Origin of the sequence: Ruminococcus flavefaciens (assembly GCF_900119075.1) — a bacterium.
GTDB lineage: Bacteria > Bacillota > Clostridia > Oscillospirales > Ruminococcaceae > Ruminococcus > Ruminococcus flavefaciens_Q.
Map to the genome: position 1 here is coordinate 361153 of NZ_FPIP01000003.1, position 26048 is coordinate 387200.

The 26048-nt window shown below is 48.5% G+C and carries 39 protein-coding genes; all 39 read left to right on the forward strand.

Annotated features, from left to right (window positions below; translation table 11 throughout):
- Window positions 1–6 precede the first annotated feature (6 nt).
- The 39 genes from BT105_RS06535 (at window position 7) to rplQ (ending at window position 26035) form a co-directional block, all read left to right on the forward strand.
- The gene (locus BT105_RS06535) at window positions 7–885 is read left to right on the forward strand and encodes a carbohydrate ABC transporter permease (RefSeq protein ID WP_177243941.1); all 879 of its coding nucleotides are present in this window, start codon (window positions 7–9) and stop codon (window positions 883–885) included.
- A gap of 178 nt (window positions 886–1063) precedes the next feature.
- The gene (locus BT105_RS06540) at window positions 1064–2566 is read left to right on the forward strand and encodes a hypothetical protein (RefSeq protein ID WP_081367820.1); all 1503 of its coding nucleotides are present in this window, start codon (window positions 1064–1066) and stop codon (window positions 2564–2566) included.
- Window positions 2563–3192 (forward strand): Yip1 family protein, encoded by a 630-nt coding sequence (locus BT105_RS06545; protein ID WP_072299979.1) that lies wholly within the window; start codon window positions 2563–2565, stop codon window positions 3190–3192. The genes BT105_RS06540 and BT105_RS06545 overlap by 4 nt, the downstream gene beginning before the upstream one ends.
- A 4-nt stretch (window positions 3193–3196) precedes the next feature.
- Window positions 3197–6013, forward strand: coding sequence for a DUF5696 domain-containing protein (locus BT105_RS06550; protein WP_072299980.1), 2817 nt, complete (start codon window positions 3197–3199; stop codon window positions 6011–6013).
- A gap of 4 nt (window positions 6014–6017) precedes the next feature.
- On the forward strand, window positions 6018–6956 hold the full coding sequence (locus BT105_RS06555; RefSeq protein ID WP_072299981.1) for a carbohydrate ABC transporter permease: 939 nt from the start codon (window positions 6018–6020) through the stop codon (window positions 6954–6956).
- A gap of 13 nt (window positions 6957–6969) precedes the next feature.
- Window positions 6970–7989, forward strand: a complete 1020-nt coding sequence (locus BT105_RS06560; RefSeq protein WP_143186556.1) for a carbohydrate ABC transporter permease — start codon at window positions 6970–6972, stop codon at window positions 7987–7989.
- 153 nt (window positions 7990–8142) lie between these two features.
- The gene (locus BT105_RS06565) at window positions 8143–9957 is read left to right on the forward strand and encodes a glycerophosphodiester phosphodiesterase family protein (protein ID WP_072299982.1); all 1815 of its coding nucleotides are present in this window, start codon (window positions 8143–8145) and stop codon (window positions 9955–9957) included.
- A 463-nt stretch (window positions 9958–10420) separates the two neighbouring features.
- Window positions 10421–10735 (forward strand): 30S ribosomal protein S10, encoded by a 315-nt coding sequence (rpsJ, locus tag BT105_RS06570; protein WP_009985001.1) that lies wholly within the window; start codon window positions 10421–10423, stop codon window positions 10733–10735.
- Between the two features lie 110 nt (window positions 10736–10845).
- Window positions 10846–11478, forward strand: a complete 633-nt coding sequence (rplC, locus tag BT105_RS06575; RefSeq protein WP_072299983.1) for a 50S ribosomal protein L3 — start codon at window positions 10846–10848, stop codon at window positions 11476–11478.
- A 17-nt stretch (window positions 11479–11495) separates the two neighbouring features.
- A complete protein-coding gene (rplD, locus tag BT105_RS06580; protein ID WP_028514309.1) occupies window positions 11496–12119 on the forward strand; it encodes a 50S ribosomal protein L4 in 624 nt (207 codons plus the stop codon).
- Window positions 12119–12412, forward strand: a complete 294-nt coding sequence (gene rplW, locus BT105_RS06585) for a 50S ribosomal protein L23 (protein WP_028514310.1) — start codon at window positions 12119–12121, stop codon at window positions 12410–12412. Before rplD ends, rplW begins: the two co-directional genes overlap by 1 nt.
- A 73-nt stretch (window positions 12413–12485) precedes the next feature.
- Window positions 12486–13319 carry a 50S ribosomal protein L2 gene (rplB, locus tag BT105_RS06590; RefSeq protein ID WP_072299984.1) on the forward strand — a complete coding sequence of 278 codons (834 nt, stop codon included), beginning with the start codon at window positions 12486–12488 and terminating at the stop codon, window positions 13317–13319.
- 22 nt (window positions 13320–13341) lie between these two features.
- Window positions 13342–13626, forward strand: coding sequence for a 30S ribosomal protein S19 (gene rpsS / locus BT105_RS06595; protein ID WP_009984992.1), 285 nt, complete (start codon window positions 13342–13344; stop codon window positions 13624–13626).
- A gap of 20 nt (window positions 13627–13646) precedes the next feature.
- Window positions 13647–13982 (forward strand): 50S ribosomal protein L22, encoded by a 336-nt coding sequence (gene rplV / locus BT105_RS06600; protein ID WP_019680104.1) that lies wholly within the window; start codon window positions 13647–13649, stop codon window positions 13980–13982.
- Between the two features lie 19 nt (window positions 13983–14001).
- On the forward strand, window positions 14002–14790 hold the full coding sequence (gene rpsC, locus BT105_RS06605) for a 30S ribosomal protein S3 (protein WP_028514312.1): 789 nt from the start codon (window positions 14002–14004) through the stop codon (window positions 14788–14790).
- Window positions 14790–15215: a 50S ribosomal protein L16 gene (rplP, locus tag BT105_RS06610; RefSeq protein WP_028514313.1), complete on the forward strand. Its 426-nt coding sequence runs from the start codon at window positions 14790–14792 to the stop codon at window positions 15213–15215. The genes rpsC and rplP overlap by 1 nt, the downstream gene beginning before the upstream one ends.
- On the forward strand, window positions 15215–15415 hold the full coding sequence (gene rpmC / locus BT105_RS06615) for a 50S ribosomal protein L29 (RefSeq protein WP_019680107.1): 201 nt from the start codon (window positions 15215–15217) through the stop codon (window positions 15413–15415). The genes rplP and rpmC overlap by 1 nt, the downstream gene beginning before the upstream one ends.
- Before the next feature lie 19 nt (window positions 15416–15434).
- Complete coding sequence (gene rpsQ / locus BT105_RS06620) at window positions 15435–15695, forward strand: 30S ribosomal protein S17 (RefSeq protein WP_019680108.1); 261 nt, start codon at window positions 15435–15437, stop codon at window positions 15693–15695.
- 39 nt (window positions 15696–15734) lie between these two features.
- Entirely contained in the window at window positions 15735–16103 is a 369-nt protein-coding gene (gene rplN / locus BT105_RS06625; RefSeq protein WP_009984984.1) for a 50S ribosomal protein L14, read from the forward strand.
- Between the two features lie 18 nt (window positions 16104–16121).
- Window positions 16122–16463: a 50S ribosomal protein L24 gene (rplX, locus tag BT105_RS06630; RefSeq protein WP_028514314.1), complete on the forward strand. Its 342-nt coding sequence runs from the start codon at window positions 16122–16124 to the stop codon at window positions 16461–16463.
- A gap of 18 nt (window positions 16464–16481) precedes the next feature.
- The gene (rplE, locus tag BT105_RS06635; RefSeq protein WP_024860942.1) at window positions 16482–17021 is read left to right on the forward strand and encodes a 50S ribosomal protein L5; all 540 of its coding nucleotides are present in this window, start codon (window positions 16482–16484) and stop codon (window positions 17019–17021) included.
- 16 nt (window positions 17022–17037) lie between these two features.
- A complete protein-coding gene (locus BT105_RS06640) occupies window positions 17038–17223 on the forward strand; it encodes a type Z 30S ribosomal protein S14 (RefSeq protein WP_009984979.1) in 186 nt (61 codons plus the stop codon).
- A gap of 24 nt (window positions 17224–17247) precedes the next feature.
- On the forward strand, window positions 17248–17646 hold the full coding sequence (gene rpsH / locus BT105_RS06645) for a 30S ribosomal protein S8 (RefSeq protein WP_019680111.1): 399 nt from the start codon (window positions 17248–17250) through the stop codon (window positions 17644–17646).
- A 14-nt stretch (window positions 17647–17660) separates the two neighbouring features.
- Entirely contained in the window at window positions 17661–18206 is a 546-nt protein-coding gene (rplF, locus tag BT105_RS06650) for a 50S ribosomal protein L6 (protein WP_072299985.1), read from the forward strand.
- 19 nt (window positions 18207–18225) lie between these two features.
- On the forward strand, window positions 18226–18585 hold the full coding sequence (gene rplR / locus BT105_RS06655; RefSeq protein WP_024860940.1) for a 50S ribosomal protein L18: 360 nt from the start codon (window positions 18226–18228) through the stop codon (window positions 18583–18585).
- Between the two features lie 15 nt (window positions 18586–18600).
- Window positions 18601–19101: a 30S ribosomal protein S5 gene (gene rpsE / locus BT105_RS06660; RefSeq protein ID WP_024860939.1), complete on the forward strand. Its 501-nt coding sequence runs from the start codon at window positions 18601–18603 to the stop codon at window positions 19099–19101.
- 14 nt (window positions 19102–19115) lie between these two features.
- Window positions 19116–19292: a 50S ribosomal protein L30 gene (rpmD, locus tag BT105_RS06665; protein ID WP_024860938.1), complete on the forward strand. Its 177-nt coding sequence runs from the start codon at window positions 19116–19118 to the stop codon at window positions 19290–19292.
- Between the two features lie 18 nt (window positions 19293–19310).
- Window positions 19311–19751, forward strand: a complete 441-nt coding sequence (gene rplO / locus BT105_RS06670; protein WP_028514316.1) for a 50S ribosomal protein L15 — start codon at window positions 19311–19313, stop codon at window positions 19749–19751.
- A gap of 1 nt (window position 19752) precedes the next feature.
- A complete protein-coding gene (secY, locus tag BT105_RS06675) occupies window positions 19753–21108 on the forward strand; it encodes a preprotein translocase subunit SecY (RefSeq protein ID WP_072299986.1) in 1356 nt (451 codons plus the stop codon).
- A 15-nt stretch (window positions 21109–21123) separates the two neighbouring features.
- The gene (locus BT105_RS06680; RefSeq protein ID WP_024860935.1) at window positions 21124–21762 is read left to right on the forward strand and encodes an adenylate kinase; all 639 of its coding nucleotides are present in this window, start codon (window positions 21124–21126) and stop codon (window positions 21760–21762) included.
- On the forward strand, window positions 21762–22514 hold the full coding sequence (gene map, locus BT105_RS06685) for a type I methionyl aminopeptidase (RefSeq protein ID WP_072299987.1): 753 nt from the start codon (window positions 21762–21764) through the stop codon (window positions 22512–22514). The genes BT105_RS06680 and map overlap by 1 nt, the downstream gene beginning before the upstream one ends.
- A gap of 14 nt (window positions 22515–22528) precedes the next feature.
- On the forward strand, window positions 22529–22771 hold the full coding sequence (locus BT105_RS06690) for a KOW domain-containing RNA-binding protein (protein ID WP_028514319.1): 243 nt from the start codon (window positions 22529–22531) through the stop codon (window positions 22769–22771).
- Window positions 22772–22786: 15 nt separating this feature from the next.
- On the forward strand, window positions 22787–23005 hold the full coding sequence (gene infA / locus BT105_RS06695) for a translation initiation factor IF-1 (protein WP_009984966.1): 219 nt from the start codon (window positions 22787–22789) through the stop codon (window positions 23003–23005).
- A 52-nt stretch (window positions 23006–23057) separates the two neighbouring features.
- Window positions 23058–23171, forward strand: a complete 114-nt coding sequence (rpmJ, locus tag BT105_RS06700) for a 50S ribosomal protein L36 (RefSeq protein WP_009984964.1) — start codon at window positions 23058–23060, stop codon at window positions 23169–23171.
- A gap of 33 nt (window positions 23172–23204) precedes the next feature.
- Complete coding sequence (gene rpsM / locus BT105_RS06705) at window positions 23205–23573, forward strand: 30S ribosomal protein S13 (protein WP_028514320.1); 369 nt, start codon at window positions 23205–23207, stop codon at window positions 23571–23573.
- Window positions 23574–23587: 14 nt separating this feature from the next.
- Window positions 23588–23992: a 30S ribosomal protein S11 gene (gene rpsK, locus BT105_RS06710; protein ID WP_024860931.1), complete on the forward strand. Its 405-nt coding sequence runs from the start codon at window positions 23588–23590 to the stop codon at window positions 23990–23992.
- 21 nt (window positions 23993–24013) lie between these two features.
- The gene (gene rpsD, locus BT105_RS06715; RefSeq protein WP_028514321.1) at window positions 24014–24613 is read left to right on the forward strand and encodes a 30S ribosomal protein S4; all 600 of its coding nucleotides are present in this window, start codon (window positions 24014–24016) and stop codon (window positions 24611–24613) included.
- A 66-nt stretch (window positions 24614–24679) separates the two neighbouring features.
- A complete protein-coding gene (locus tag BT105_RS06720) occupies window positions 24680–25645 on the forward strand; it encodes a DNA-directed RNA polymerase subunit alpha (RefSeq protein ID WP_024860929.1) in 966 nt (321 codons plus the stop codon).
- A gap of 48 nt (window positions 25646–25693) precedes the next feature.
- Window positions 25694–26035 carry a 50S ribosomal protein L17 gene (gene rplQ / locus BT105_RS06725; RefSeq protein WP_028514322.1) on the forward strand — a complete coding sequence of 114 codons (342 nt, stop codon included), beginning with the start codon at window positions 25694–25696 and terminating at the stop codon, window positions 26033–26035.
- Window positions 26036–26048: the final 13 nt, after the last annotated feature.

Genomic DNA, 26048 nt, shown 5'->3' on the forward strand with positions numbered 1-26048 from the left:
GGAGCTTTGGCGAATGTAGATACAGTGAAGCTTCGCGCTTCAAACAGACAGGCAGGCAGAAAAATAGGCGGCAGTGTGTTCATATTTATAATACTGACCGTCCTTGGACTTTTCATGGCTCTGCCCATATATCTCACGGTAGTAATGTCAATAAAGCCTGTGGAGGAGCTCTTTGTGTTCCCACCCAAGCTTTATGCCGTAAGACCTACTCTTGACAATTTCAGCGATATGTTCAGAGTGCTCCGACAGAACCGAGTGCCGTTCTCGCGCTATGTGTTCAACAGCGTGTTCGTAACGGCGGCGGTTACGGTTTTGCAGTGCTTTTTCTCGTCAATGGCGGCGTTTGTGCTGGCAAAGTGCAAATTCCCCGGCAGCAAGCTCATAAACGGGCTGATAGTAGTGGCGCTCCTTTACCAGAGCAGCGTCATATACATAATGCAGTACATCGTTATGGCGAAGTTACACATGATAGACACTTATATGGCACTGATATTCCCTGCAATTGCTTCGCCTATGGGGCTTTTCCTCATGCGGCAGTCAATAAGTCAGGTGCCCGACGCCATGATAGAAGCCGCAAAGGTGGACGGAGCAGGACTTTTCCGCATATGCTGGCAGATAGTAATGCCCAATCAGAAGCCTGCCCTCATGACATTGATAATATTCGCATTTCAGGGCGCATGGAATATCCAGACAGGCTCGGTAGTTCTCAAGGAGCAGTATAAGACTCTGCCTACGGTAGTTTCGCAGGCGGCTGCCTCGGGACTTGCGAGAGCAGGCGTTGCCATGGCGGCAGCGGTGTTCCTGCTGATACCGCCGATACTCATATTCATGCTGGCACAGCGGCAGGTCATCGAAACTATGGCACATTCGGGCATTAAAGAGTGATTAGTGCATAGTGATCAGTGATTAGTAGGGGCGGCGTTCCGCCGCCCGTGTCTTGTGAAATAATTATAAATGACTGTATGTAGGGGCGCACATTGTGCGCCCGAAAGCTAAAGTCGAAAACGGGCGAACACTGTTCGCCCCTACAAGCTAACGGCTGCAAAGAAAGGAAGTGAAGCAAATGAAGTCAAAACTGAAAAGATGTATCACGGCTATTGCTGCATTTGCTGCACTTGCTTCTCTCGGCGTATCCTCGGCAGCAGCCGAGGGCGCTCCCTATGAAAGCTACAACTACGACCGCTGGGGGGACGCTATCCCTTCACAGGCAGGCTATCTCCCTGACCGCACTGTCTCGGGCATTGACCTCGGTGTCGGAGCTTTTGACAGTCCCGACGATATCTTCTTTGACAGCAACGGACTGCTCTATATCGCAGATACGGGCAATAACCGCATAGTTGTTACCGATAAGGACTTCGGCGGCGCAGAGCGTATTTACGACCGCTTCACCATGCCCGACGGTTCCGAGACTGTCCTCAAACAGCCTATGGGAGTCTATGTTTCGGCGGAAAAGGGGCTTATCTACATTGCGGACACGGAAAACTCCCGTATCCTTGTCTCGGATATGGAGGGCAATGTTCAGCAGGTGATGACAAAGCCTCAGACCGATGTCTACGACCAGAAGCGTACTTTTCTGCCTCAGCGCGTGGTTGCGGACAAGGCAGGCAATGTTTATACAGTTCTCGGCAATATCACCACGGGAGCCGCTATGTTCTCACCAGAGGGCGAATTTATGGGCTTTTACGGAGCAAACCGTGTTGAGCCCACCGCTAAGATAGTCAGCGACCACTTCCGCGGACTTTTCATGTCCGACGAGAAGAAAGCCAACCGAAAAAGAACAGTTCCCTCGGGAATCACGAGCTTCGATATGGACGGGGAGTTCATATTCACCTGCACCTCGTCCACAACTCAGAAAACTGACACCGTCAAGAAGCTCAATGCGGCAGGAAAGAACATTTTTGCCGATAAGGAGCTCTATTTCGGCGACTACAAGCCGATTTACGACGCAACACAGAACAAGATGTTCTCGCCATCCATGGTTGATATAGATATTTCCGAGGACGGCTGTATAAACTGCCTTGATTTCACAACGGGCAGGGTTTTCCAGTACGACGAGGAGTGCAATCTTCTTTTCATTACGGGAGCTGTTGCCAAGCAGACAGGCGGCTTCGACCATGCAGCGGCTGTGGAGTCCTGCGGCGATAAGCTGTACGTCCTCGACTCCTCAAAGGACACAATAACTGTATTCAGGGAGACCTCATTCGGAAGTATCGTCCATGAGGCGGCTTCACTATATAATGACGGCTATTATGAAGAAGCACTCGGACCGTGGCAGGAAGTACTCAAGCGCGACGGAAACTACCGCAGGGCATATGTGGGCGTAGCTTCGGCGCTTCTGCGAAAGGGCGACTACAAGGGCGCTATGAAGTACGCAAAGCTTGCGGACGCAGGTGACATATACAACAAGGCTTTCGAGGGCAGGCGCAGGGAGTTCCTTAAAGAGAACTTCACAGCTATAGCGGCTTTGCTTGTTATCGGCATAGGCGGACTGATAGTTGTCGGAAAATACAGAAAAAAACGCGGAACTGCGGTAAAGACTGAGAAAAAGGAGGCGGAGCAGCTATGATGGAGCTTACTCAGAAGCAGTGGGTAAGACACGCGGTGACTCACCCTGTTGAGGGCTTCGAGGATATGCGCTGGAAAAAGGCAGGCTCGCTGAAAATAGCCCTGATCGTCATCGTTCTCCTGTTTTTCGGGCAGATAGCCTACGGGCGGCTTTACGGCTTTCAGTTTTATATAAGCTACGACAAGACCTTCAATATCGTACCGTATATCGTGCGGAGCTTCGTGCTCTTCGGGGCATGGGTCATCGGCAACTGGTCGGTGTGCACTCTCCTTGACGGCGAGGGAACTCTGCGGAATATCTGCGTTTACAGCGCCTATGCGCTGATACCCTATGTGGTACAGCTTTACCTCAACGTCATACTCTCTCATTTTCTCATACGGGACGAGTACGTGTTCATGCAGATAATAGAACTCATCGGCGTGGGCTGGACGGCGATATTGCTGTTTTCAGCCATAAAGTCGGTACATCAGTACAGCTTCAAAAAGACCGTGCTGGCTGTTGTGCTCACGCTGGCGGCGATGTTCATAATGCTGTTCCTGCTGGTTCTCTTTATGTCGCTGATACAGCAGATATTCATCTTCATATCCACCGTTTATACGGAGCTTTCCTACAGGGCAAAGGTATAAGGCTATGGGAAGAATATCAAAAAAGCTGATTTTATGCCTTTTGGCAGTATCGTCACTGACGGTATCGGGCAGCGTTTATGCGGACAGCGAGGGCAGCGAAGCTGCCCCACAGGCGGCTTTAGCCGCCGACAAGGGCGCGGAGCCTGAAAAGGCGAAGCGCTATGAAGCCGTGGAAAAGGCGGAGCTTTCCGCCGAGGACGCGGAAAAATATCTCAGGAAGATAGGCTCCGCCGACGGCTTCGACGTGTACATCAGGGAAGAAAAGTTCGAGGATAAGCTCTGGGACGCCGCAGGCGGCAAGCCCAAGAACAAAAAGGACTATACCGAGGAGCAGAAGCTCCTTGCGGACAAGATAGCCGACCTGAAAAAGCTGGGCAGGCTTGTGGCGATAGATACGAAAACAGGACAGGCAGCGGCTTCTTTCAAAAACGGAAACGGCTGCGACGAGGGCAAGCTCTGGGTGAGCGACGCAGGCAGGTTCTTTGTCATCACGGATAAGGACGAGACCAAGGTGATAAGGCTTCGTCAGGTGGTGTCCACACTTGACAGCAAATACGCTTTCATATCAGCAGACGGCAAGACGCTGGAGCTTCTGCGAAAGGACATGAAGCGTCCCGACGAGATATTTGAATACGACGGCAAAGAGGACGGAAAAGTCGTCTATAAGTCCGAAAGCGGCAGCTTTGCGTGGCTCACAGCCGACAAAAAGCACTTTCTCGGCGCTTTCCGCCGCGGAGCTGAAAACGACAGCTTCCGTATGCTCATTGACGACAGGACAGCCATTTTCGGCATTGAAAACAAGAAAACAGGCTATATCTGGTGGTCGTCACCGCTGGAGGCTTCACAGGACAGGCTTGCTACGGGACTTCTTGCAGACGAGCTGCGCTCCTCAAATATGCTGAGATACGGCGTACCGCTGAGCCGCTCGGGCAATAATATGCTCCGCTCGGGCAGCGAGACTGACTGCACATTTACGGTCAGCGATATCCCCAACGGTATCCGCGTGATGTACAGCTACACGGGAGCAGGCTTCAAAGTTCCCGTGGAGTATACCTTAGAGGACGACCACCTCCGCGCAAGCGTCAAGGTCTCGGAGATACAGGAGACCAATTCAGCCAATATCGCCACGGAAATGACGGTACTTGGCAGTTTCGGTGCGGCTTCCGACAATGAGGAGGGCTATTTCGTCATACCCGACGGCAGCGGAGCTCTTGTGCGCTTCAACAATCAGCGCACCTTGCAGAACAACATCTATCAGCAGCGTGTTTACGGCGCTGACGTTACGGCTGTGCCCCAGAACAGGGGAGCAGTCTCCGAGCAGATATATATGCCCGTTTACGGCATAGTCAAGGAGGACAACGCTCTCCTTGCAGTGGCGGCAAAGGGTGACTCCAACGCCTATCTTACGGCGAATGTGTCAAAGCAGTCCAACAGCAGTTACAATATCTGCAATTTTACGTTCATTCTCCGCGGCACCGACAGCTTCTATATGTCGGGCAACAACCGCGATAAATATACTGTTTTCGAGCGCGGAGCCATTAAGTCCGACGATATCGAGATGCTGTACTATCCTATCTCAAAAAAAGGCGCGGACTACGTTGACGTAGCTGAGCGCTACAGGCAGTATCTCCTTGACGAGCAGGGCGTGAAGATCCGCAGCAAAGCTGACAGTGCGCCCCTGTATCTTGACCTGTACGGCGGCGTTATGAAGAAAAAGCCCGTCCTTGGTATACCTGTATCGCTGAAGACGTCAGTTACCGACTACGGACAGGCGGCTGAGATAATCGGCGGTCTCAGGGACGGCGGCGTTGGGGATATGGTGGTATCCTACAATAACTGGACCAACGACGGCATGAAGAACAAGGTGGACACCGACGGCAAGCCTTCGGGCAAGCTGGGCGGAAAGGGCGATTTCAGGACTCTTGCCGACCTCATAAGCGACAGCGGCTACAGTCTATATCCCGTGTCCGACAACAGGGATTTCCGCTCGGGCAACGGCTATTACTCATTCTCGGATACTTCTGTGAGGGTTTCGGGCTCATATTCCCGTATCGTCAGCTATGACAAGGCTTACGGAGTACCCGACGGATTCCGAAAGAACCTGTCCCTGCTGTCTCCAAGCTATTATCCCGAGATATTCAGCGATATCGCAGAAAACTACTCCAAGGCAGGTCTCAGCGGCGCGGCTCCCGTAAATCTTACGGCTTCACTGTACGGCGACTACGGCAAGAAGTGCATTTCCCGTGCAAAGGCTGAGAAGCTCCTTACCGAGGGCTATGCAAAGCTTGACGAGAAGCTAAGCGGCGGCATACTTGCAGACGGTGCAAACGCCTATGCTCTGCCCTATGTAAGCCATATCACGGGAGTTCCCGAGACTTCAAGCAGGTTTGACCTCTTTGACGAGGATATTCCATTCTATCAGATAGTTCTCCACGGAGTCATACCCTATTCTGCGGCGGCTGTCAACGGAAGTCCCGATCCCGAAAGGGCACTGCTCATGGCGGCGGCTACGGGCAGTAATCTCAGCTATGACATGATATACGAGGAAACGGGCGAGCTCAAGGATACCGACCTTGACGGGCTGTACTACGCAAACTATAAGGGCTGGACGGATACCGCCGCAGAGGACTACAGGCTTCTTGCACCTCTGCTTGGCGCAGTTTCGGACAGCTTCATCACGGGCTATGAGCAGAAAGGCGACATCATCACCACCGAGTTTTCAAACGGCACGGTGGTAACTGCTGACCTTGGAGCTATGACCGTGAGATATAACGGCTCTGTAATAGAGCTGGGCAGAAACAAGGAGAAAGGAGAGAGCTGACACTATGAGCGATAAAACGCAGGCTTCGGCTAAGACCGCAAAAAAACGCCGCGGTCTGTCATATGAGCGGCGGAAAGCCCTGTACGGCTACGGATTTATAAGTCTGTGGCTGGTGGGAACGGTGCTGTTCTTTCTGATACCGCTGGGGAAGTCACTGTGGTACTCCTTTTCCGATGTTTCCATTGATCCCGGAGCTGTTCATACCCGATTTACAGGCGTGGACAACTACTTCAAGGTCGTCAGCGAGGATCCATACTATACGGAATATCTGGGAGAGGTGCTTCTTGAGACTCTCTGGAAAACTCCGCTGATACTTATATTCTCACTGTTCATTGCAGTAATACTGAATCAGAAATTCCGCGGCAGAGCTCTTGCAAGAGCCATATTCTTCCTGCCCGTCATAATCGCTACAGGTCCTGTGTACAGGATAATCAGCGGCGATATGGACTCTACGGGCAATTCGGGCGCGGCGCAGTTCTCTACCATGTTCTCTGCGAATCTGGTGGGGGAGCTTATGCAGTTCCTCGGCATTTACGGTCTAAGCGACAGCATGAGCGCGTTCATCACTGCTGTGGCGGACAATGTTTTCGGCATAGTCTGGAGCTCGGGCATACAGATACTCCTGTTCCTTGCGGCTTTGCAGAACATACCGCCCTCGGCAAAGGAGGCGGCGACTATGGAGGGCGCTACGGCTTGGGAGTACTTCTGGAAGATAACGTTTCCCTATGTGGGACCTTTCATACTGGCGAATCTCATATTCACGGTGATCGATTCCTTTACCAATCCGATGAACAAGGTCATGGAGCGTATCTCAGCCATGAGAAGTCAGTTCGACTTCGGAGAGGCGGCTTCAATGGCGTGGATCTACTTCGTTATCGTTCTTGCGGCTATAGGTCTTATAACTATTATGACAAGCCGCTTCATCTATTATGAGAACGACTGAGGAGGCGGTAATTATGGCAGAAGAAGCAGTAAAGACTAATACCGCAGAGCCTCGGAAGCTCAGCAAAAGGGCTTTGAAGCAGGAGCGAATGAAGAATCTGTCCGCAGGGGAGCGCAGATACCTTATGAGACTGGCAGTAAAGGAAAAGGTCTGGAAGGTATTTCGGTTCGTGATACTCTTTGGACTGGGCTTCGTCATCATGTATCCCCTTATATATATGATAAGCTGCGCTTTCCGTGAAAAAGCGGATATGAGCGATCCCACGGTAATGTGGATACCCCGTCATTATACATTTGACGTCATCACGGAAACTCTCGATGCTATGGATTACTGGGAGACTCTGGGAACTACCCTGCTGCTGAATATAGGCTGTTCGCTGTTTCAGGTCATTTCCTGCTCAGTAACGGGCTACGGCTTTGCAAGATTCAAGTTCAGGGGCAAGAAGCTCCTTTTCGGTATCGTTATAATGATGATACTTGTACCTCATCAGGTAATATCCCTGCCGCTGTATACTCAGTTCAGATATTTCGGCATAAAGGGACTGTTCTCGCTGAATCTCATCGACACCAAGCTGACCATGTATCTCCCTGCGATGACCGCCAACGGCATTCGCGCAGGACTTATGATACTCATATTCCGCCAGTTCTTCAAGGGTATGCCCAGAGAGCTGGAGGACGCTGCCTATATTGACGGCTGCGGACCGTTCATGACATTCGTGAGGGTAATGGTGCCCAATGCGGCTTCGGCGTTCCTGACGGTGTTCCTGTTTTCGGTGGTGTGGTACTGGAACGACTATTATGTGAGCAGTACATTTTTCACCAACACCAAGACCATAGCTATCATGCTGTCAAATCTGGAAAACGAGCTTAAGGCGACGCTTTTTGACGATCCCACGGTGCAGATAAGTCCGAGGGAGCAGATAGTCTGGAAAGAGGCAGGCTGCCTGCTGAGCATAGCTCCCGTACTGCTGATGTATGTGTTCCTGCAAAAGCACTTCACAGAGGGCATAGAGCGCTCGGGACTTGTGGGCTGAAAACGGCATTTGGTAATTTATATATCTTCCATACGAAAAATATATCCGTCTTTCGGCTGAAAGGCGGATATTTTATTGACAAGCAGCTGTTTGACGCGTATAATTGAAGTATATTCATGCGGCATACTCTGCCGTAATTGTTCGGAGTTTACAATGAAAAAGATAATACGATCTACAGGAGTGTTCCTGAGAGCAATGCCTCACTTCCTTGTTTTTGAATTGCTCTTCAAGCTCCTGCTTCTGGCGATAGGTACGCCGATACTGGCTATGCTCCTTAAAATGACCATGAAGCTGGCAGGTGTTACCTATCTCAACGACGAGAACCTGCTTGCCTACTTAAAGCACCCCTCGACTATCGTCGTTATAATAATGATGCTCTTTGCCTTTGCCTTTTTCTCCTTTGTGGAGCTTTCTGCCCTTGCCGCCTGCTTTGCCTGCTACAGCAGAAAAAAGCGTATCTGGGCAGGAGGAATGTTCAGGACGGGACTGAGGTCCTTCGGAAAGGTGTTCAAGGGTTCGGGAATACCTGCATTTCTGGCGTACATGGCGGTAATGCCTCTGGCGCAGTTCTCACTGTCCTCAGGTATGTTCATGGCGCCCCTCATGCCTCTTATGCGGAGGATATTCTATTCCGTCAACAGCAAGGCTGCGGTGGCGGCTTATATACTGGTGCAGCTGCTGTTCATCATACTGATGATAAGCTCCTGCTACAGCATACATTACCTGATACTTACAAAGAATTCCTTCCGCGACTGCGTTAAGAAGAGCAAGGAGAAAATGAGCGGACAGCGTTTCAGGATGATATTCTCGCTGTTCCTGTGGAGTATCTCCGTTGTGCTGCTCATAGGACTTGTCACATTCGGTCTGAGCTTTATCATAATTTTTATCATTAAGGGCTTTTCAGCTCCTAATGCGGCGTTCAAATCGGCTCTGAAGGTGCTTCGCTATGCGTTCAGCGTGTTCACGGCGGTGTCTGCGTTTTTCTCGGCTCCTGCGGTGATGTGGTGGCTGACCGAGCGCTTTCTGGCAGATGAAAAGGAAGAGGAGCTTACCTTGCCCGACTCAAACGAGCAGAAGCTCCACAGAGGCAGAAAGGCTGCTGTGGGAGCAGTGCTCCTTGCGACGGCTGTCGTTATGAACCTGTCCTACTTCAAGGCGCTGTACCGCGGAAATATAAATCTTAACGTTGGCATAATCACCCGTACTCATGTGACGGCGCACAGGGGCTTTTCGAGAAAGGCGCCCGAGAATACCATGCCTGCATTTCAGGCGGCTCTGGACTGCGGTGCGGACTTCATAGAGCTGGACGTTCAGCTCACAAAGGACGGGGAGCTTGTGGTAATACACGATGACAAGCTGGACAGAACTACCGACGGAAAGGGCTATGTGAAGAATTACACCTTTGAGGAGCTCTCAAAGCTGTCCGCAGGAAAGTGGTTCGGCAAGGAACACGCATTCGACGATGTGCAGATACCGCTCCTTTCGGAGGTGCTGGAGCTCACAGGGGACGACATAATGCTGAACATCGAGATAAAGAAATCGGGGGACCCCAAGGCTACTGCCGAAAAGACAGTGGCGCTCATAGAGGAATACGGCGTGGTCAATTCCTGCTATGTTACCTCGTTCTCGTACCCTGCGCTGAAAAAAGTAAAGCAGCTCAATCCCAAGATAAAGACGGCGTTCATCGCTAATCTGGCTACAGCTACCTCATATGCGCAGCTGCCATACATTGACGCGGTGAGCATGAACTATCTGTTCGTGAATCAGAGCGTTGTGAATACCGCTCATCATCACGGAAAGAGAGTTTTTGTATGGACGGTCGACAGGCAGAGCGAAATGCAGAAAATGATGGCTTTGGGCGTGGACAATATCATCACCGACTGTCCCGATAAGGCTATGGAAGTAGTCGACTCGCAGAAGGTGGGCGATACCGTGCTCACGGTGCTGAAATCCATATTCGGAAGCTAAATATGAGCAGCTCCCGCGGATAAAAGTCCTCCGCGGGAGCTGTTTATGATATATTGTTAAAAGAAAATTATCGTTCATTAAAAATTTACAAATACAATTTCTTCAAACTGTTGATTTATCCCTATATATGTGATATAATTGATTACGTTGAGTGCGCTGAAATGCGCACTGACTGCACGAAGATATGCGTTGAAGCGGAAGGTTGCTGTCGGTATGACAGGTAATTTCCGTGGAGTATGTCCGATTTTAAACCGGGCGAATGGGATATCGAACACAGTTTGTGGTTATGATTCACGCAGCTTGCGTATGCGTGAGTTATGCTCTTTTTGTGCTCATATTATGCTAAAATCGCTCGGAAAACATCAGTTTTTCGAGTTTTTTTATCAGATGAAGCATGAAACACACGGAAACGTGTGATATTCCAATCTGCGTCCCCGTAATTAATTCCAAGGAGGCGAAATAAATGGCAGTCAACGAAAAGATCAGATTCAAGATCAAGGGTTACGATCACGCTACTGTTGATATTGCAGCAGCTAAGATCGTAGAGGCAGCTAAGAGAAGCGGTGCAAGAGTTTCAGGACCTATCCCGCTCCCTACAGATAAGGAAGTTGTTACTATCCTTAGAGCTGTACACAAGTACAAGGACAGCCGTGAGCAGTTCGAGATGAGAACTCACAAGAGACTCGTAGACGTTATCCGTCCTACAGACAAGACTACAGCTGCTCTTGACAAGCTTGAGATCCCCGCAGGCGTAGACGTTGTTATGGAGGTTAAGTAATTAACCGATATTACGCTTGAAACTACCGCTCGGGAAGCGGAATGACGGTGAACCGTCGGTCACGTTGATGTGTAAATCATCAACCAATAACCTAACAGGAGGAAATGAAAATGCAGAAAGGCATTATCGGTAAGAAGATCGGTATGACTCAGATCTTCGACGAAGCAGGAAAAGTTGTTCCTGTAACAGTTGTTGAAGCCGGCCCATGTGTCGTTGTACAGAAGAAAACTGTAGAGAACGACGGTTATGCAGCACTTCAGCTGGGCTACGGCGACGTTAAGGTACAGAGAGTAAACAAGCCTATGAAGGGTCACTTCGACAAGGCTGACGTTGCTTGCAAGAAGGAGCTCAAGGAGTTCAGACTTGCAGACTGCGACACTCTTAACGTAGGCGACATCATCAAGGCTGATACATTTGCTGTTGGCGACGCTATCGACGTTGTCGGCACAAGCAAAGGTAAGGGATTCGCTGGTGCTATCAAGCGCCACAATCAGCACAGACTCAAGGAAACTCACGGTACCGGCCCTGTACACAGACAGGCTGGTTCAATGGGCGCTTGTTCTTCTCCTTCAAGAATCTATAAGGGCAAGGGCATGGCTGGTCACATGGGTGCTGAGCAGGTAACTGTACAGAATCTCGAGATCGTTAAAATAGACGTTGAAAACAATCTCATCGCTATCAAGGGTGCTATCCCCGGTCCTAAGGGCGGCATCGTTTATATCGTTGACAGCGTTAAGGCTTAAGGAAGGAGGAAGCGTATATGTCTACAATTTCAGTATTTGATATGACAGGTAAGCAGGTTTCCGAGACAGAGCTTAACGACGAGATCTTCGGAATCACTCCCAACGAAGGCGTTATGCACGCTGCAGTTGTTAATTACCTCGCAAACCAGAGACAGGGCACACAGTCCACACTTACAAGAACTGAAGTAAGCGGCGGCGGCAGAAAGCCTTGGAGACAGAAGGGTACAGGCCATGCAAGACAGGGCTCTATCCGTGCTCCTCAGTGGGTACACGGAGGAATCGCTCTTGGTCCTAAGCCCAGAGATTACAGCTACTCACTTAACAAGAAGGTAAAGAGACTCGCAATGAAGTCTGCTCTTTCTACAAAGGTGATCGATAACAACATGATCGTTCTTGACGCTCTCACACTTGAGGACTACAAGACAAAGACTGTTGTTGATATGCTCAAGGCTCTCGGCGTTGAGGGTAAGGCTCTCATCGTTACAGCTGAGGCAGATTCAAAGGTAATCAAGAGCGCAGCTAACATCCCAGGTGTTAAGACTGCTGCTGTAAATACACTTAATGTATACGACATTCTCAACTATGACAAGTTCATCGTTGTTAAGAATGCGGTAGGCAAGATCGAGGAGGTGTACGCATAATGAAAGCAGCTCAGGATATCATTCTGAAGCCCGTTATCACTGAAAAGTCTATGGACGATCTTCAGACAGGAAAGTACACCTTTAAGGTAGCTAAGGACGCTAATAAGTCCGAAATAAAGAAGGCTGTTGAGCAGCTCTTCGGCGTTGAGGTTGCTAAGGTAAACACAATGAACTGCCTCGGACGCACAAAGAGAGTCGGAAGATATGTCGGCAAGACATCTGACTGGAAGAAGGCTATCATCACTCTTACAGAGGATTCAAAGGCTATCGAGTTCTTCGAGGGTATGGTTTGATCCCCTTATTAAATAAGTAAGAGAGTTATGGGAGTAATGCTCCCGCAAAAAATGCATTAAAGGAGAAATTGAAATGGCTATAAAGACTTATAAGCCTACGACACCTTCGAGACGTCAGATGACTGTAACTGACTACTCGGTTCTGTCAAAGGTTGAGCCGGAGAAGAGCCTTCTCGAACCAATGAAGAAGAAGTCGGGAAGAAACAGCTACGGCAGAATCACAGTTCGCCACAGAGGCGGCGGTAACAGAAGAAAGTACCGTGTAATCGACTTCAAGAGAGACAAGGACAACATGATCGCTGTCGTTAAGACTCTTGAGTACGATCCGAACAGAAGCGCATTCATCGCACTCGTTGAGTACGAGGACGGTGAGAAGAGATATATCCTCGCACCAAACGGCTTAAAGGTCGGCGATAAGATCGAGTCAGGCTCTGAGGCTGATATCAAGCCAGGCAACGCACTCAAGCTCGCTGATATCCCTGTTGGTACATTTATCCACGCTATCGAGCTTTACCCAGGTAAGGGCGCTCAGCTCGTAAGAAGCGCAGGCAATCAGGCTCAGCTCATGGGCAAGGAAGACACATACGCTCTCGTAAGACTTCCTTCCGGCGAGATGAGAAAGGTTCCGAGCAATTGTAAGGCTGCTATCGGTCAGGTTTCAAATATCGACCACGAGAACGTTAACTACGGTAAAGCCGGTCGTGTAAGAAACATGGGCTGGAGACCTACTGTACGTGGTTCTGTCATGAACCCATGCGATCACCCACACGGTGGTGGTGAAGGTAAGTCACCTGTAGGACGTCCAGGACCTGTTACTCCTTGGGGCAAGCCTGCACTCGGATATAAGACACGTAAGAAGCATCACAGAACTGACAAGTTCATCGTAAAGCGCCGCAACGGCAAGTAATCTGAAAGGAGGAACTGATTAAATGAGCAGAAGCATCAAAAAGGGACCTTATGTCCAGGAAGTTCTCCTGAAGAGGGTCGTTGCAATGAATGAAGCAGGCGAGAAGAAGGTTCTCAAGACATGGAGCCGTTCATCTACAATCTTCCCTGACTTCGTTGGTCACACATTCGCTGTACATGACGGTCGTAAGCACGTTCCTGTATATGTAACAGAGGATATGGTAGGTCACAAGCTCGGCGAGTTTGCTCCTACAAGAACTTACAAGGGCCACGCAGGCTCAAAGACATCTAACAACGGTAAGAAATAAGCGGAAGGAGGAGCTCAGAGATGGAAGCAAGAGCTTATTTAAGAAATGCTCGTATATCACCCAGAAAGGTGCAGATCGTACTGGATCTTATCAGAAACAAGCCTGTTGATCTCGCTTTAGCTACTTTAGATCTTACTCCTAAGGCTGCAAGTCCTATCGTTGCAAAGCTTGTTAAGTCCGCTCAGGCAAACGCTGAAAACAACTTCAGCATGGACAAGGATAATCTCGTGGTTTCAGAGTGCTTCGTTACTCCAGGACCTATCATGAAGAGAATCATGCCGAGAGCACAGGGCAGAGCATATAGAATTTTAAAGAGAACTTCACACATCACAGTAGTTCTTAAGGAAAAAGAATAATCCCAAGGAGGTTTGAATAATGGGCCAGAAAGTTAATCCACACGGTCTTCGTGTCGGCGTTATAAAGGATTGGGATTCTCGTTGGTATGCAAACAAGTCTGATTTCGGCAATGCCCTCGTAGAGGATTACAACGTTCGTAACTACATCAAGAAGAGCCTGTATGCAGCAGGTGTTCCAAGAATCGAGATCGAGCGTTTTGCTGATAAGGTCAGAATCCACATCCACTGCGCTAAGCCAGGTATCGTAATCGGCAGAGGCGGCGCAGAGATCGAGAAGCTCAGAGCACAGCTCGAGAAGATGATGAACAAGCAGGTTTTCATCAACATCATTGAAGTTAAGCAGCCTGATATGGACAGCCAGCTCGTTGCTGAAAAGATCGCTCTCGACCTCGAGAACAGAGTATCTTTCAGAAGAGCTATGAAGCAGTCAATCGGCAGAACAATGCGTCTTGGCGCAAAGGGTATCAAGGTCAAGGTTTCAGGCAGACTTGCCGGTGCCGAGATCGCAAGAAGCGAGAGCTACCACGAGGGTACAATCCCGCTCCAGACTATCCGTGCTGATATCGACTACGGTTTCGCTGAGGCTGATACAACATACGGAAAGCTTGGCGTAAAGGTTTGGATCTATAAGGGCGAGGTTCTTAAGGGCGACGCTGCTAAGGCTGCTGCTCAGAGAGAGAAGCTCGAGAGAAAGAACGATACAAGAAATAATGACAGACGCCGCCGTGACGACAAGCGTGACGGAAACAGAAGAGGCGGAAACAGAAATTTCAATCGTGACGCTAAAAGAGAAGGAGGTAACCAGTAATGCTGCTTCCAAAGAGAGTTAAATACCGCAGAGTCCACAGAGGACGCATGAAGGGTAAGGCATCAAGAGGCAACTTTGTTGCATACGGTGATTACGGTATTCAGGCACTTGAGCCTGCTTGGATCACATCCAACCAGATCGAGTCTGCCCGTATCGCTATGACACGTTATATCAAGAGAGGCGGTCAGGTTTGGATCAAGATATTCCCTGACAAGCCAGTAACCAAGAAACCAGCAGAAGTACGAATGGGTTCCGGTAAGGGTGCTCCTGAGTACTGGGTAGCAGTAGTTAAGCCGGGCCGTGTTCTTTTCGAGATCAAGGGCGTTGCTGAGGAAACTGCAAGAGAAGCTATGCGTCTCGCTATGCACAAGCTTCCTATCAAGTGTAAGTTCGTAAGTAAAGCAGAGCAGGAGGTTGAGCAGTAATGAAGGCATCAGAAATCAGAGAAATGTCAGTTGACGAGCTCAACGAGAAGCTCGCCAGCCTCAAGGAAGAGCTCTTCGCTCTCCGTTTCCAGCTGGCAATCAATCAGCTTGATAATACAGCAAGACTCAAGGCTGTAAAGAAGGATATTGCACGCATCAAGACATCTCTGCGTGAGGCAGAGCTTGCTGCACAGCAGTAAGAAAGGGAGGATTTAGCTAATGTCTACTGAGAGAAACCTTAGAAAAACAAGAGTAGGTAAGGTTGTAAGCGATAAGATGGATAAAACCGTCGTAGTTGCTATCGTTGATAACGTTAAACACCCGCTTTATAAGAAGATCATCAAGCGTACCGTTAAGCTTAAGGCTCACGATGAAAACAATGAGTGCAGAATCGGTGACCGCGTTGAGGTTATGGAAACACGTCCGCTTTCCAAGGATAAGAGATGGCGTGTAACAAATATCATTGAAAAGGCTAAGTAATTTTGATAGAAGCTTAAAGCTTGAAAGGAGGAACTCGCTGTGATACAGATGCAGACTTATCTTAAAGTCGCTGATAACACAGGCGCTAAGGAGCTTATGTGTATCAGAGTTCTGGGAGGTACACGCAGAAGATATGCAAATATCGGCGATGTAGTAGTTGCTTCAGTTAAGAAAGCAACACCCGGAGGCGTTGTAAAGAAGGGCGATGTTGTAAAGGCAGTTATCGTTCGTTCAGCAAAGGGTCTCAGAAGAGAGGACGGTACTTACATCCGTTTCGATGAGAACGCTGCTGTAATTATTAAGGAAGACAAGAACCCAAAGGGTACCCGTATTTTCGGACCTGTTGCTAAGGAGCTCCGTGAAAAGGAGTACACAAAGATCCTCAGCCTTGCCCCTGAAGTTCTTTAATGGAGGTGTCATTCGATTATGAATAATTTACACGTTAAAACCGGTGACACTGTAATCCTTCTCACCGGCAAGTACGAGGATAAGTTCGACAGCAAGGGCGACAGAAAGACAGGTAAGGTCGTAGAAGTAAGCCCTAAGGAGAACAAGGTCATCGTTGAGGGAATCAACATGATCACAAAGCACGTAAAGCCTACAAGAATGGGCGAAAAGGGCGGCATCATCAAGACTGAGGCTCCCGTTTACGCTTGCAAGGTACAGCTCGTTTGCCCTAAGTGCGGCAAGCCCACAAGAGTTGGCCACGTAGAAGAGGACGGCAAGAAGCTCCGCGTTTGCAAGAAGTGCGGAAAGTCTTTTGAATAATAGTAAAGGAGAAACGACATGGCAAGTTTAAAGGATTTTTATGTTAGCGACGTTGCTCCTGCACTTATGAAGAAGTTCGGCTATAAGAGTGTTATGCAGATCCCGAAGCTCGACAAGGTAATCATCAATGTCGGCGCAGGTGAAGCAAAGGACAACGCAAAGGTCATCGACGCAATCATGACCGATCTCGCAGCAATCACAGGTCAGAAGCCTGTAATCTGCCGCGCAAAGAAGTCAATTGCTAACTTCAAGCTTCGTGAGGGTATGCCGATCGGCGTTAAAGTAACTCTCAGAGGTGAGAGAATGTATGAGTTCGTAAACAAGCTCTTCAACGTTGCGTTCCCACGTGTACGTGACTTCAGAGGAATCAGCGCAAACTCATTCGACGGCAAGGGCAACTATTCCACAGGTATCAAGGAACAGCTTATCTTCCCTGAGATCGAGTACGATAAGATCGACAAGGTAAGAGGTATGGATATAAACTTCATCACAACAGCACAGACTGATGAAGAGGCAAGAGAGCTCCTTTCACTTATGGGCGCTCCGTTCATCAAGTAATCAGGGAGGAATAGAAATGGCTAAGAAGGCAATGATCAATAAGCAGCAGAGAACTCCCAAGTATTCCACAAGAGCTTACAACAGATGTAAGATCTGTGGCAGACCGCACGCATATCTCAGAAAGTTCGGCATCTGCCGTATCTGTTTCAGAGAGCTTGCACACGACGGTCAGATTCCTGGTGTTAAAAAGGCAAGCTGGTAAAATACAAGAAGGAGGTCATTCGGCATGCAGATAACTGATACAATCGCTGATCTTTTAACAAGAATTCGCAATGCGAATACTGCAAAGCACGCCACTGTTGACGTTCCCGCTTCAAGAGTAAAGAAGGACATCACACAGATCCTCGTAGATGAGGGCTATGTAAAGGGCTTCCAGCTCATCGAAGACGGAAAGCAGGGTGTTATCAGGATCACGCTTAAATACGGCGACAACAAGTCTCCCGTTATAACAGGCCTTAGAAGAGTTTCTAAGCCGGGTCTGCGTATCTATTCAAGCTGCGCAGATATGCCAAAGGTAAGAAAAGGCCTTGGTATCGCAATCGTTTCAACATCAAAGGGAATCGTAACTGACAAGAAGGCAAGAGAGCTCAATGTCGGCGGCGAAGTCCTCGCATACATCTGGTAAGGAGGAAACTGATCATGTCAAGAATCGGTAAAATGCCCATCAGCGTTCCTGCAGGTGTAGAGATAAAGAACGAAAACAATCTTATCACTGTAAAGGGACCTAAGGGTCAGCTTTCAAGACAGTTCAGCCATGAGCTCGGCATTGAGGTCGAGAACGGCACTGTAACAGTAACAAGACCAAACGATGACAAGCGTCTTCGTTCACTCCACGGTCTTACAAGAACACTTATCAACAACATGGTTGAGGGTGTAACAAACGGATATTCAAAGACTCTCGAGATCGAGGGTGTCGGCTACCGTGCAGCAAAGAGCGGCAACAAGGTAACACTTAACCTTGGCTTCTCACATCCTGTTGTATTTGAGGATACAGACGCAATCAAGCTTGAAGTTCCTCAGCCAAACAAGATCATCGTAAGCGGTATCGACAAGCAGGCTGTAGGTCAGTTTGCAGCTGAAATACGCGAAAAGCGTCCACCTGAGCCATACAAGGGCAAGGGTATCAGATACGAAGGCGAGCATATCATCCGCAAGGAAGGTAAAGCTGGTAAGGGTAAGAAGTAATTAGAAGGAGCAAATTGCTATGATAAAGAAATTTGACAGCAATAAGGCAAGATTAAAGAGACACCGCAGAGTTCGTGCAAAGATCTCAGGAACTCCCGAGCGTCCCCGTCTCAATGTGTTCCGTTCAACAAAGCACATCTATGCTCAGCTCATCGATGATGTAAACGGCGTTACTCTTGCTTCTGCATCAAGCATGGATAAGGGCTTTGAGGGCAACGGCGGCAACGTTGAGGGTGCTCGCAAGGTCGGCGAGATGATCGCTAAGAACGCAGCTGATAAGGGTATCAGCGAAGTAGTTTTCGACAGAGGCGGCTACCTCTACCACGGCAGAGTCAAGGAACTCGCAGAGGGCGCACGTGAAAACGGATTAAAGTTCTAAGAGGGAGGTAAAACAATGGCTAATATTGAAACACAGGCTCCTGAGTTCGTTGAGAAGGTCGTAGCTATCAACCGTGTATCAAAGACTGTTAAGGGCGGACGTATCATGAAGTTCTCCGCACTGGTAGTTGTTGGTGACGGAAACGGTACTGTCGGCTTCGGACTCGGAAAGTCAGGAGAAGTTCCCGACGCTATCCGTAAGGGCATCGAGGACGCAAAGAAGAACCTTGTAAAGGTTGCTCTCAAGGGAACAACAATCCCTCACGAAATCGTAGGCGCTTTCGGCGCAGGCAGAGTTCTTATGAAGCCCGCTGCTCCCGGTACCGGTGTTATCGCAGGCGGTCCTGTCCGTGCCGTTATCGAAGTTGCAGGCATCAAGGATATCAGAACAAAGTCACTTCGTTCAAATAATCCATGCAACGTAGTAAGAGCTACTATCGACGGTCTCGTAAACTGCACATCTGCTAAGGACGTAGCAGCTAAGAGAGGCAAGTCTGTTAAGGAAATTTTAGGTTAAGGAGGCAGTAAGAAATGGCAAAGAATATCAAGCTTGTAAAGAGCCTCATCGGCAGAAAGCAGGACCAGATCGCTACTGCTCAGTCACTTGGCCTCAGAAAAGTCGGCGATGTAACAACACAGCCTGACAACGAGCAGACAAACGGAAAAATCAAGAAGATCTCACACCTCGTTGAGGTTACAGAAGCGTAAACAAGGAGGTGCAACGATATGAAAATTCATGAATTAACACCTGCACTCGATTCCAACAAGGCTGTAAAGCGTATAGGCAGAGGCCACGGTTCGGGTAACGGCAAGACAGCTGGTAAGGGCCATAAGGGCCAGAAGGCTCGTAGCGGCGGCGGCGTTAGAATCGGCTTTGAAGGCGGACAGATGCCACTCGCAAGAAGAATCCCTAAGAGAGGCTTCAACAATATTTTCGCTACAAAGTATGCTATCGTTAACGTTTCCGATCTTAACAAGTTCAAGGACGGTACAGTAGTAGACACAGAGCTCCTCGTAGCTTCAGGTCTCGTTAAGAAGGTTTATGACGGAGTAAAGATCCTCGGAAATGGAGAGCTTACCGCTAAGCTGACAGTTAAAGCTGCAAAATTCTCACAGAGCGCTGTTGAGAAGATAGAAAAGGCAGGCGGAAAGACTGAGGTGATGTAATGTGTTTCAGACGCTGAGAAAGGCGTGGGGTGTACCCGAGATACGCAAAAAGATCTTATACACATTACTCATGATAATCCTGTTCAGATTCGGTTGCGCAGTAGCAGTTCCTTTCCTTAATAATGATGTCGTAAAGGCATGGATGGATACAAACGCTACAGACGGCGGTTTCCTCGACTATCTGAATACTATCACCGGCGGCGCTATGTCGCAGGCAACAGTTTTCTCACTTTCGATAACACCATTCATCAACGCTTCCATCATCATGCAGCTGCTGACATATGCACTGCCTCCTCTCGAGCGTATGCGCGATGAGGGTGAAGAGGGAAGAAAGAAGATCGACAAGATCACAGCCGTTGTGGCTATGTTCCTTGCGGTATTCATGTCTTTCGCTTATTATCTTACACTCAAGCGTATGACAAACGTTGAGGATAAGGACGGAAATGTTATCGGAAACGCTCTTAAGTATATGAGCGGCGGCGAGGGCGTATTTGCTGCCTTCGTTATCATCGCTTGCTTCGTTGCAGGCGCACTCATCGTTGTTTGGATGGGTAACAGAGTCAGCGACAAGGGTATCGGAAATGGTATCTCCATTCTCCTCTTTGCAGGTATCGCTGCAAGATTCCCTACCGATGCTGCACTCCTCGTAACACTTACAAAGAATAGTATCAAGAACGGTCAGAACGGTAAATACCTCTGGATCACAATTGCTTACTACCTCTTTATTATCGCCGAGATCGCTTTCATCGTTTATATGAACGAGGCTGAAAGACGTATCCCGATACAGTACGCTAAGCGCGTAGTCGGCAGAAAGCAGTACGGCGGTCAGAAGACACATATCCCGATAAAGGTTATCATGAGCGGCGTTATGCCGATCATCTTCGCTATGTCGTTTATGTCTCTTCCTTCAGCAGTACAGATACTCAAGCCAAATCCGCACGACGGCAGCTTCTATGCTAAGTTCTGCGATTTCTTCAGCACAAGAAGCTGGGGCTATGCAGTTATCTACTTCCTGCTTATCATTGCGTTCAACTACTTCTACGTTTCGATACAGTACAACCCTGTTGAGATAGCTAACAATCTCCGTCAGTCAAACGGCGGTATCCCCGGTATCAGACCCGGTAAGCCCACATCTGATTACATTCAGAGAGTACTCAACAAGATCTCTCTCGTGGGTGCTATCTTCCTCGGTATCATCGCTGTTATCCCGATCTTCATCTCGATGGCAGACGACCAGCTGAGAACACTTTCAATGGGTGGTACAACTATCCTTATCGCAGTAAGCGTTGCGCTTGAAACAACAAGAACACTTGAATCACATCTTATGATGCGTCATCATAAGGGCTTCTTACAGTAAAGGAGGACCGACATTATGAACCTTATCTTTTTAGGCGCTCCCGGCGCAGGCAAGGGTACTCAGGCTGAGGTGGTTTCCGACGCTCTGAATATTCCCCAGATCTCAACAGGCAATATTCTCCGCGAGGCTGCTAAGAACGGCACAGAGTACGGTCTCAAAGCTAAGGCTGCTATGGACGCAGGCGCTCTCGTTTCAGATGATATCGTTATCGGTATCCTGAAGGAGAGAATCGCTGAGGACGACTGCAAAAACGGTTTTATCCTCGACGGTTTCCCAAGAACGGTTCCTCAGGCAGAGGCACTTGACAAGATGAACATCAAGATCGATAAGGTAATCGAGATCCACGTTCCCGATGAGACTATCAAGCAGAGAGTTTCAGGCAGAAGAGTCTGCCAGGGCTGCGGAGCTTCTTACCACATCGAATACAAGCCTACTAAGGTAGACGGCGTTTGCGATAAGTGCGGCGACAAGACTATCGTTCGTAAGGACGATCAGCCGGAAGTCGTTCTCGACAGACTCGCAACATACCACGAAAAAACAGCTCCTCTCAAGGACTACTACGAGAAGCAGGGCAAGCTCGTCACTGTTATCGGTCAGGAAGAGGTGGCTGAAACTTCAAAGCTCACACTGGCAGCAGTAGGGGTTGAGAAGTAATGAGCATAACTATCAAATCGAAGTCCGAATTAGCCATAATGCGTGAAGCAGGTAAGATAACCTGCGGCGCAATATGGTATGCGGGTGAAAGATTAAAGGCAGGAATGACAACCCTCGACGTTGACAAGCTTATCGGCGAGTATTTCGCTCGTCATAACAGCAAGTCCTGCTTTAAAGGTCTTTACGGATTTCCGGGAAACGCTTGTATCTCAGTCAATGAGGAGATAATCCACGGTATCCCGAAGGCAAGCCGCAGGTTAAAAGAAGGCGATATAGTAAGCATCGACACGGGAGCAGCGTACAAGGGCTTCAATGGCGACAGCTGCTGGACCTTCCCTGTTGGTAAGATTTCTGATGAAGCTAAAGCATTGCTTGAGGTTACAGAGCAAAGCCTTTATGAGGGTATTGCTCAGGCTCAGGTTGGCGCAAGAGTCGGAGATATTTCTCATGCTGTAGAAGAGTATTGTGCTTCACGAGGCTACGGAATCGTAAGAAATTACTGCGGCCACGGAATCGGCAGAGAGGTTCACGAATCACCCGAGGTGCCGAACTGGGGTAAAGCCGGTCACGGTCCCAGACTGGTAGCGGGTATGACTATCTGCATTGAGCCCATGATAAATATCAAGGGCGACGACGTGAAAGTCATGAAGGACAATTGGACAGTCGTTACAAAAAGTGGTTCACTTTCAGCTCACTTTGAGCATATGATCGCAATAACTCCTGACGGTCCCGTTATACTGACACAGCCCTGACGGAGGACAAAATTGTGAAGCTGCTTAAAGGCTCTGTTGTAAGAGCGGAGGCAGGACGCGACGGCGGAGGATACTTCGTTATTGTGGAAGCCGATGAAAAATATTGCTTAATCGCAGACGGCAAGAGCAGAAAGCTCGCAAGCCCGAAGCGGAAGAATATCAAACATATCCGCGCTACAAACAGTATGATCGATGTAAACGAGATAACTGATAAAAAACTCAGGAATATGCTGAAACAGTTCAGCGAGGCTGAGTAAAGGAGGTTATGCAAGGTGTCAAAGGAAGATGTAATCGAGGTTGAGGGCGTTGTTACTGACGCTCTGCCAAATGCAATGTTTAAGGTTCAGCTTGAGAACGGACATGAGGTATTATCTCACGTTTCGGGAAAGCTCAGAATGAATTATATCAGAATCGTTCCAGGTGACAAGGTAAAGCTTGAAATGTCACCATACGACCTGTCAAAGGGCCGTATAACATGGCGCGTTAAGTAATGAATATAGGATATCAAGTATATCCGTTATCCGCTTTAAGGAGGTATTTTCAATGAAAGTCAGACCTTCAGTAAAACCTATTTGCGAAAAGTGCAAGGTTATTAAACGTAAAGGCAGAATCATGGTGATCTGCGAAAACCCAAAGCATAAGCAGCGTCAGGGTTAATCCCCGTCGCATTAATGGAGGTGCAATTTTAATATGGCAAGAATAGCCGGTGTTGACCTTCCAAAGAATAAGAGAATCGAAATCGGTCTCACTTATATCTACGGAATCGGTCGTCAGACTGCAACAAATATCCTCGCAGCTACAGGCGTAAACCCTGATATCAGAGTTAAGGACCTCGCTGAGGAGGACGTAGCTAAGCTTCGTGACTATATCGATGAGCATTACACAGTTGAGGGTGACCTCCGCCGTGAAGTTGCTCTTAACATCAAGAGACTTGTTGAAATAGGCTGCTACAGAGGCGTTCGTCACCGTAAGGGACTCCCAGTAAGAGGACAGAGAACAAAGACAAACGCAAGAACCCGCAAGGGCCCTGTAAAGACTATCGCTAACAAGAAGAAGTAAGGAGGTCATGAGCTTTGGCACAGCAGAAGGGTAAAAAAGTTACTACTGTCAGAAGACGTAGAGAACGTAAGAATATCGAAAGCGGCGCTGTTCATATCCAGTCCACTTTCAATAACACGATCGTTACGATCACAGATACAGCCGGAAACGCTATCTCTTGGGCAAGCGCTGGCGAACTCGGCTTCAGAGGCTCAAAGAAGTCTACTCCTTTCGCAGCACAGACAGCTGCTGAGACAGCTGCAAAGGCAGCTATGGAGCACGGCCTCAAGAATGTAGAAGTATACGTAAAGGGACCTGGTGCAGGTCGTGAAGCTGCTATCAGAGCACTTCAGACTGTAGGCCTTGAGGTAAGAATGATCAAGGACGTTACTCCTATCCCGCACAATGGCTGCCGTCCGCCTAAGAGACGTCGTGTCTGATCAAATTGGAGGTGTATTAATATGGCAGTACAGAAGGAACCAATTCTTAAGAAGTGCAGATATCTGGGCATCAGCCCTGCTGTAATGGGCGTTTCAAAGAAGGAGTCAATCCGTTTCAAGAACGCTAACAACAGAAAGAAGATATCTGAATACGGACTCCAGCTCAAGGAAAAGCAGAAGCTGAAGTTTATCTACGGCGTACTGGAGAAGCAGTTCAGACACTACTTCTCGATCGCTGAAAAGATGGAGGGTAAGGCCGGTGATAACCTTATCACAGTTCTCGAATCCAGACTTGACAGTGTTGTTTACAGAATGGGCCTCGCTCTCACAAGAAGAGAAGCAAGACAGCTCGTTGTACACAGCCACTATACAGTAAACGGCAAGAAGGTAAACATTCCTTCCTATAGAGTTAAGGTTGGCGACGTTATCGCCCTCAGAGAAAAGGACAGAACTTCTGAGAAGTTCAAGGCTACAGTGGAAGAGACTAAGGACAGACTCGTTCCTGTATGGCTCACAGCTAACAAGGACGACTTCTCTGCTAAGGTAAATCGTCTTCCAATGGCTGAGGATATTGACTACGAGGTAGCTACTCACCTCATCGTCGAGCTGTACTCCAAGTAATCAGTTTGAGATACTTGAAGATTCAGTTTACCAAAACAACATTAATTGCGAAATAGGAGGGTTTTTATGCTGGAAAAAATTAATAAGCCTGATATTGAGATCGTCGAACTCAAAAGCGACGGCAAGTACGGCAAATTCGTTTTAGCACCGCTGGAGCGTGGATACGGTATTACACTTGGAAACAGCCTCAGACGTGTGCTGCTCTCCTCACTTCCTGGCGTAGCTGTAACATCTGTAAAGCTTTCGGGCAAGGATGGTACAGTTCACCATGAGTTGTCAACTATCCCTGGCGTCAAGGAAGACGTTACAGAGATAATCCTCAGTATCAAGGGACTGACCGCTAAGCTTTACGGCGAAGGACCTAAGACAGTGTATGTAGAGGCAGAGGGCGAATGTGAAATTACAGCAGGCGATATAAAAACCGACTCTGAGGTAAATATCCTCGATCCAGGTATGCACATCGCTACACTTGGTAAAGACGCAAAGCTCTATATGGAGATAACAATCGACAGAGGCAGAGGCTATGTTTCCGCAGAAAGAAACAAGAAGCAGATCAACCTCCCCGTTGACGTTATCGCTGTAGACAGCATATATACTCCTGTCCTCAAGGTAAACTATACCGTAGAGGATACGCGACTCGGTCAGGTCACCGACTATGACAAGCTCACAATGGAGGTATGGACCGACGGTACTATCTCCGCTAAGGAAGCTCTGTCACAGGCAGCCAATCTCCTCAACGAGCATCTGAAGCTGTTCATCGACCTCTCAGAAGAGGCTGGACTTGCTGAGGTCCTTGTTGAAAAGGACGAGAAGGGTAAGGAAAAAATCCTTGAGATGACCATTGAGGATCTTGACTTATCTGTACGTTCATTCAATTGTCTGAAGCGTGCAGGTATTAATACCGTAGATGACTTGATCAATAAGTCTGAGGAAGAAATGATGAAGGTTAGAAACCTTGGAAAGAAGTCCTTCGATGAGGTAAAGGAAAAGCTCCAGTCACTGGGCTTTGACCTTTCTTCCGAAGAGGAATAAACCATAAAACGTGCGTATAGCGCACAACTATAAAAAGGAGTGAATACAATGCCGGGTACAAGAAAGCTGGGCAGAACATCTGATCATAGAAAGGCTATGCTCAGAGGCATGGTAACTTTCCTGCTTGAGAACGGTCAGATCGAAACTACCGTAACAAGAGCAAAGGAAGTTCGTGCAGTTGCAGAAAAAATGATCACTATCGGTAAAAACGCTGATCTGCACTCCAAGCGTCAGGTATACTCTTACATCACTAAGGAGTCTGTTGCTAAGAAGGTTTTCGATGAGATCGCTCCAAAGTATGCAGAGAGAAACGGTGGTTACACACAGATCGTAAAGATCGGTCCTCGCCGTGGCGACGCTGCTGAAATGGCTATCATCAAGCTCGTTTGATCGCAGATATCGA

Excerpts from the sequence above, each read along its gene's own strand:
- rpsS (WP_009984992.1), top strand. The coding sequence starts at position 13,342 with ATGAGCAGAAGCATCAAAAAGGGACCTTATGTCCAGGAAGTTCTCCTG.
- BT105_RS06545 (WP_072299979.1), top strand. The coding sequence starts at position 2,563 with ATGATGGAGCTTACTCAGAAGCAGTGGGTAAGACACGCGGTGACTCAC.
- BT105_RS06555 (WP_072299981.1), top strand. The coding sequence starts at position 6,018 with ATGAGCGATAAAACGCAGGCTTCGGCTAAGACCGCAAAAAAACGCCGC.
- rplC (WP_072299983.1), top strand. The coding sequence starts at position 10,846 with ATGCAGAAAGGCATTATCGGTAAGAAGATCGGTATGACTCAGATCTTC.
- rplX (WP_028514314.1), top strand. The coding sequence starts at position 16,122 with ATGAATAATTTACACGTTAAAACCGGTGACACTGTAATCCTTCTCACC.
- rpsE (WP_024860939.1), top strand. The coding sequence starts at position 18,601 with ATGGCTAATATTGAAACACAGGCTCCTGAGTTCGTTGAGAAGGTCGTA.
- rpmC (WP_019680107.1), top strand. The coding sequence starts at position 15,215 with ATGAAGGCATCAGAAATCAGAGAAATGTCAGTTGACGAGCTCAACGAG.
- rplV (WP_019680104.1), top strand. The coding sequence starts at position 13,647 with ATGGAAGCAAGAGCTTATTTAAGAAATGCTCGTATATCACCCAGAAAG.
- rplO (WP_028514316.1), top strand. The coding sequence starts at position 19,311 with ATGAAAATTCATGAATTAACACCTGCACTCGATTCCAACAAGGCTGTA.
- BT105_RS06560 (WP_143186556.1), top strand. The coding sequence starts at position 6,970 with ATGGCAGAAGAAGCAGTAAAGACTAATACCGCAGAGCCTCGGAAGCTC.
- rpsM (WP_028514320.1), top strand. The coding sequence starts at position 23,205 with ATGGCAAGAATAGCCGGTGTTGACCTTCCAAAGAATAAGAGAATCGAA.
- rplF (WP_072299985.1), top strand. The coding sequence starts at position 17,661 with ATGTCAAGAATCGGTAAAATGCCCATCAGCGTTCCTGCAGGTGTAGAG.
- rplW (WP_028514310.1), top strand. The coding sequence starts at position 12,119 with ATGAAAGCAGCTCAGGATATCATTCTGAAGCCCGTTATCACTGAAAAG.
- rplB (WP_072299984.1), top strand. The coding sequence starts at position 12,486 with ATGGCTATAAAGACTTATAAGCCTACGACACCTTCGAGACGTCAGATG.
- BT105_RS06680 (WP_024860935.1), top strand. The coding sequence starts at position 21,124 with ATGAACCTTATCTTTTTAGGCGCTCCCGGCGCAGGCAAGGGTACTCAG.
- rpsH (WP_019680111.1), top strand. The coding sequence starts at position 17,248 with ATGCAGATAACTGATACAATCGCTGATCTTTTAACAAGAATTCGCAAT.
- rplD (WP_028514309.1), top strand. The coding sequence starts at position 11,496 with ATGTCTACAATTTCAGTATTTGATATGACAGGTAAGCAGGTTTCCGAG.
- rplP (WP_028514313.1), top strand. The coding sequence starts at position 14,790 with ATGCTGCTTCCAAAGAGAGTTAAATACCGCAGAGTCCACAGAGGACGC.
- rpmD (WP_024860938.1), top strand. The coding sequence starts at position 19,116 with ATGGCAAAGAATATCAAGCTTGTAAAGAGCCTCATCGGCAGAAAGCAG.
- BT105_RS06540 (WP_081367820.1), top strand. The coding sequence starts at position 1,064 with ATGAAGTCAAAACTGAAAAGATGTATCACGGCTATTGCTGCATTTGCT.
- rpsD (WP_028514321.1), top strand. The coding sequence starts at position 24,014 with ATGGCAGTACAGAAGGAACCAATTCTTAAGAAGTGCAGATATCTGGGC.
- rplR (WP_024860940.1), top strand. The coding sequence starts at position 18,226 with ATGATAAAGAAATTTGACAGCAATAAGGCAAGATTAAAGAGACACCGC.
- BT105_RS06720 (WP_024860929.1), top strand. The coding sequence starts at position 24,680 with ATGCTGGAAAAAATTAATAAGCCTGATATTGAGATCGTCGAACTCAAA.
- rpsJ (WP_009985001.1), top strand. The coding sequence starts at position 10,421 with ATGGCAGTCAACGAAAAGATCAGATTCAAGATCAAGGGTTACGATCAC.
- rplQ (WP_028514322.1), top strand. The coding sequence starts at position 25,694 with ATGCCGGGTACAAGAAAGCTGGGCAGAACATCTGATCATAGAAAGGCT.
- BT105_RS06565 (WP_072299982.1), top strand. The coding sequence starts at position 8,143 with ATGAAAAAGATAATACGATCTACAGGAGTGTTCCTGAGAGCAATGCCT.
- rpsQ (WP_019680108.1), top strand. The coding sequence starts at position 15,435 with ATGTCTACTGAGAGAAACCTTAGAAAAACAAGAGTAGGTAAGGTTGTA.
- BT105_RS06640 (WP_009984979.1), top strand. The coding sequence starts at position 17,038 with ATGGCTAAGAAGGCAATGATCAATAAGCAGCAGAGAACTCCCAAGTAT.
- rpmJ (WP_009984964.1), top strand. The coding sequence starts at position 23,058 with ATGAAAGTCAGACCTTCAGTAAAACCTATTTGCGAAAAGTGCAAGGTT.
- map (WP_072299987.1), top strand. The coding sequence starts at position 21,762 with ATGAGCATAACTATCAAATCGAAGTCCGAATTAGCCATAATGCGTGAA.
- rplE (WP_024860942.1), top strand. The coding sequence starts at position 16,482 with ATGGCAAGTTTAAAGGATTTTTATGTTAGCGACGTTGCTCCTGCACTT.
- rpsC (WP_028514312.1), top strand. The coding sequence starts at position 14,002 with ATGGGCCAGAAAGTTAATCCACACGGTCTTCGTGTCGGCGTTATAAAG.
- BT105_RS06550 (WP_072299980.1), top strand. The coding sequence starts at position 3,197 with ATGGGAAGAATATCAAAAAAGCTGATTTTATGCCTTTTGGCAGTATCG.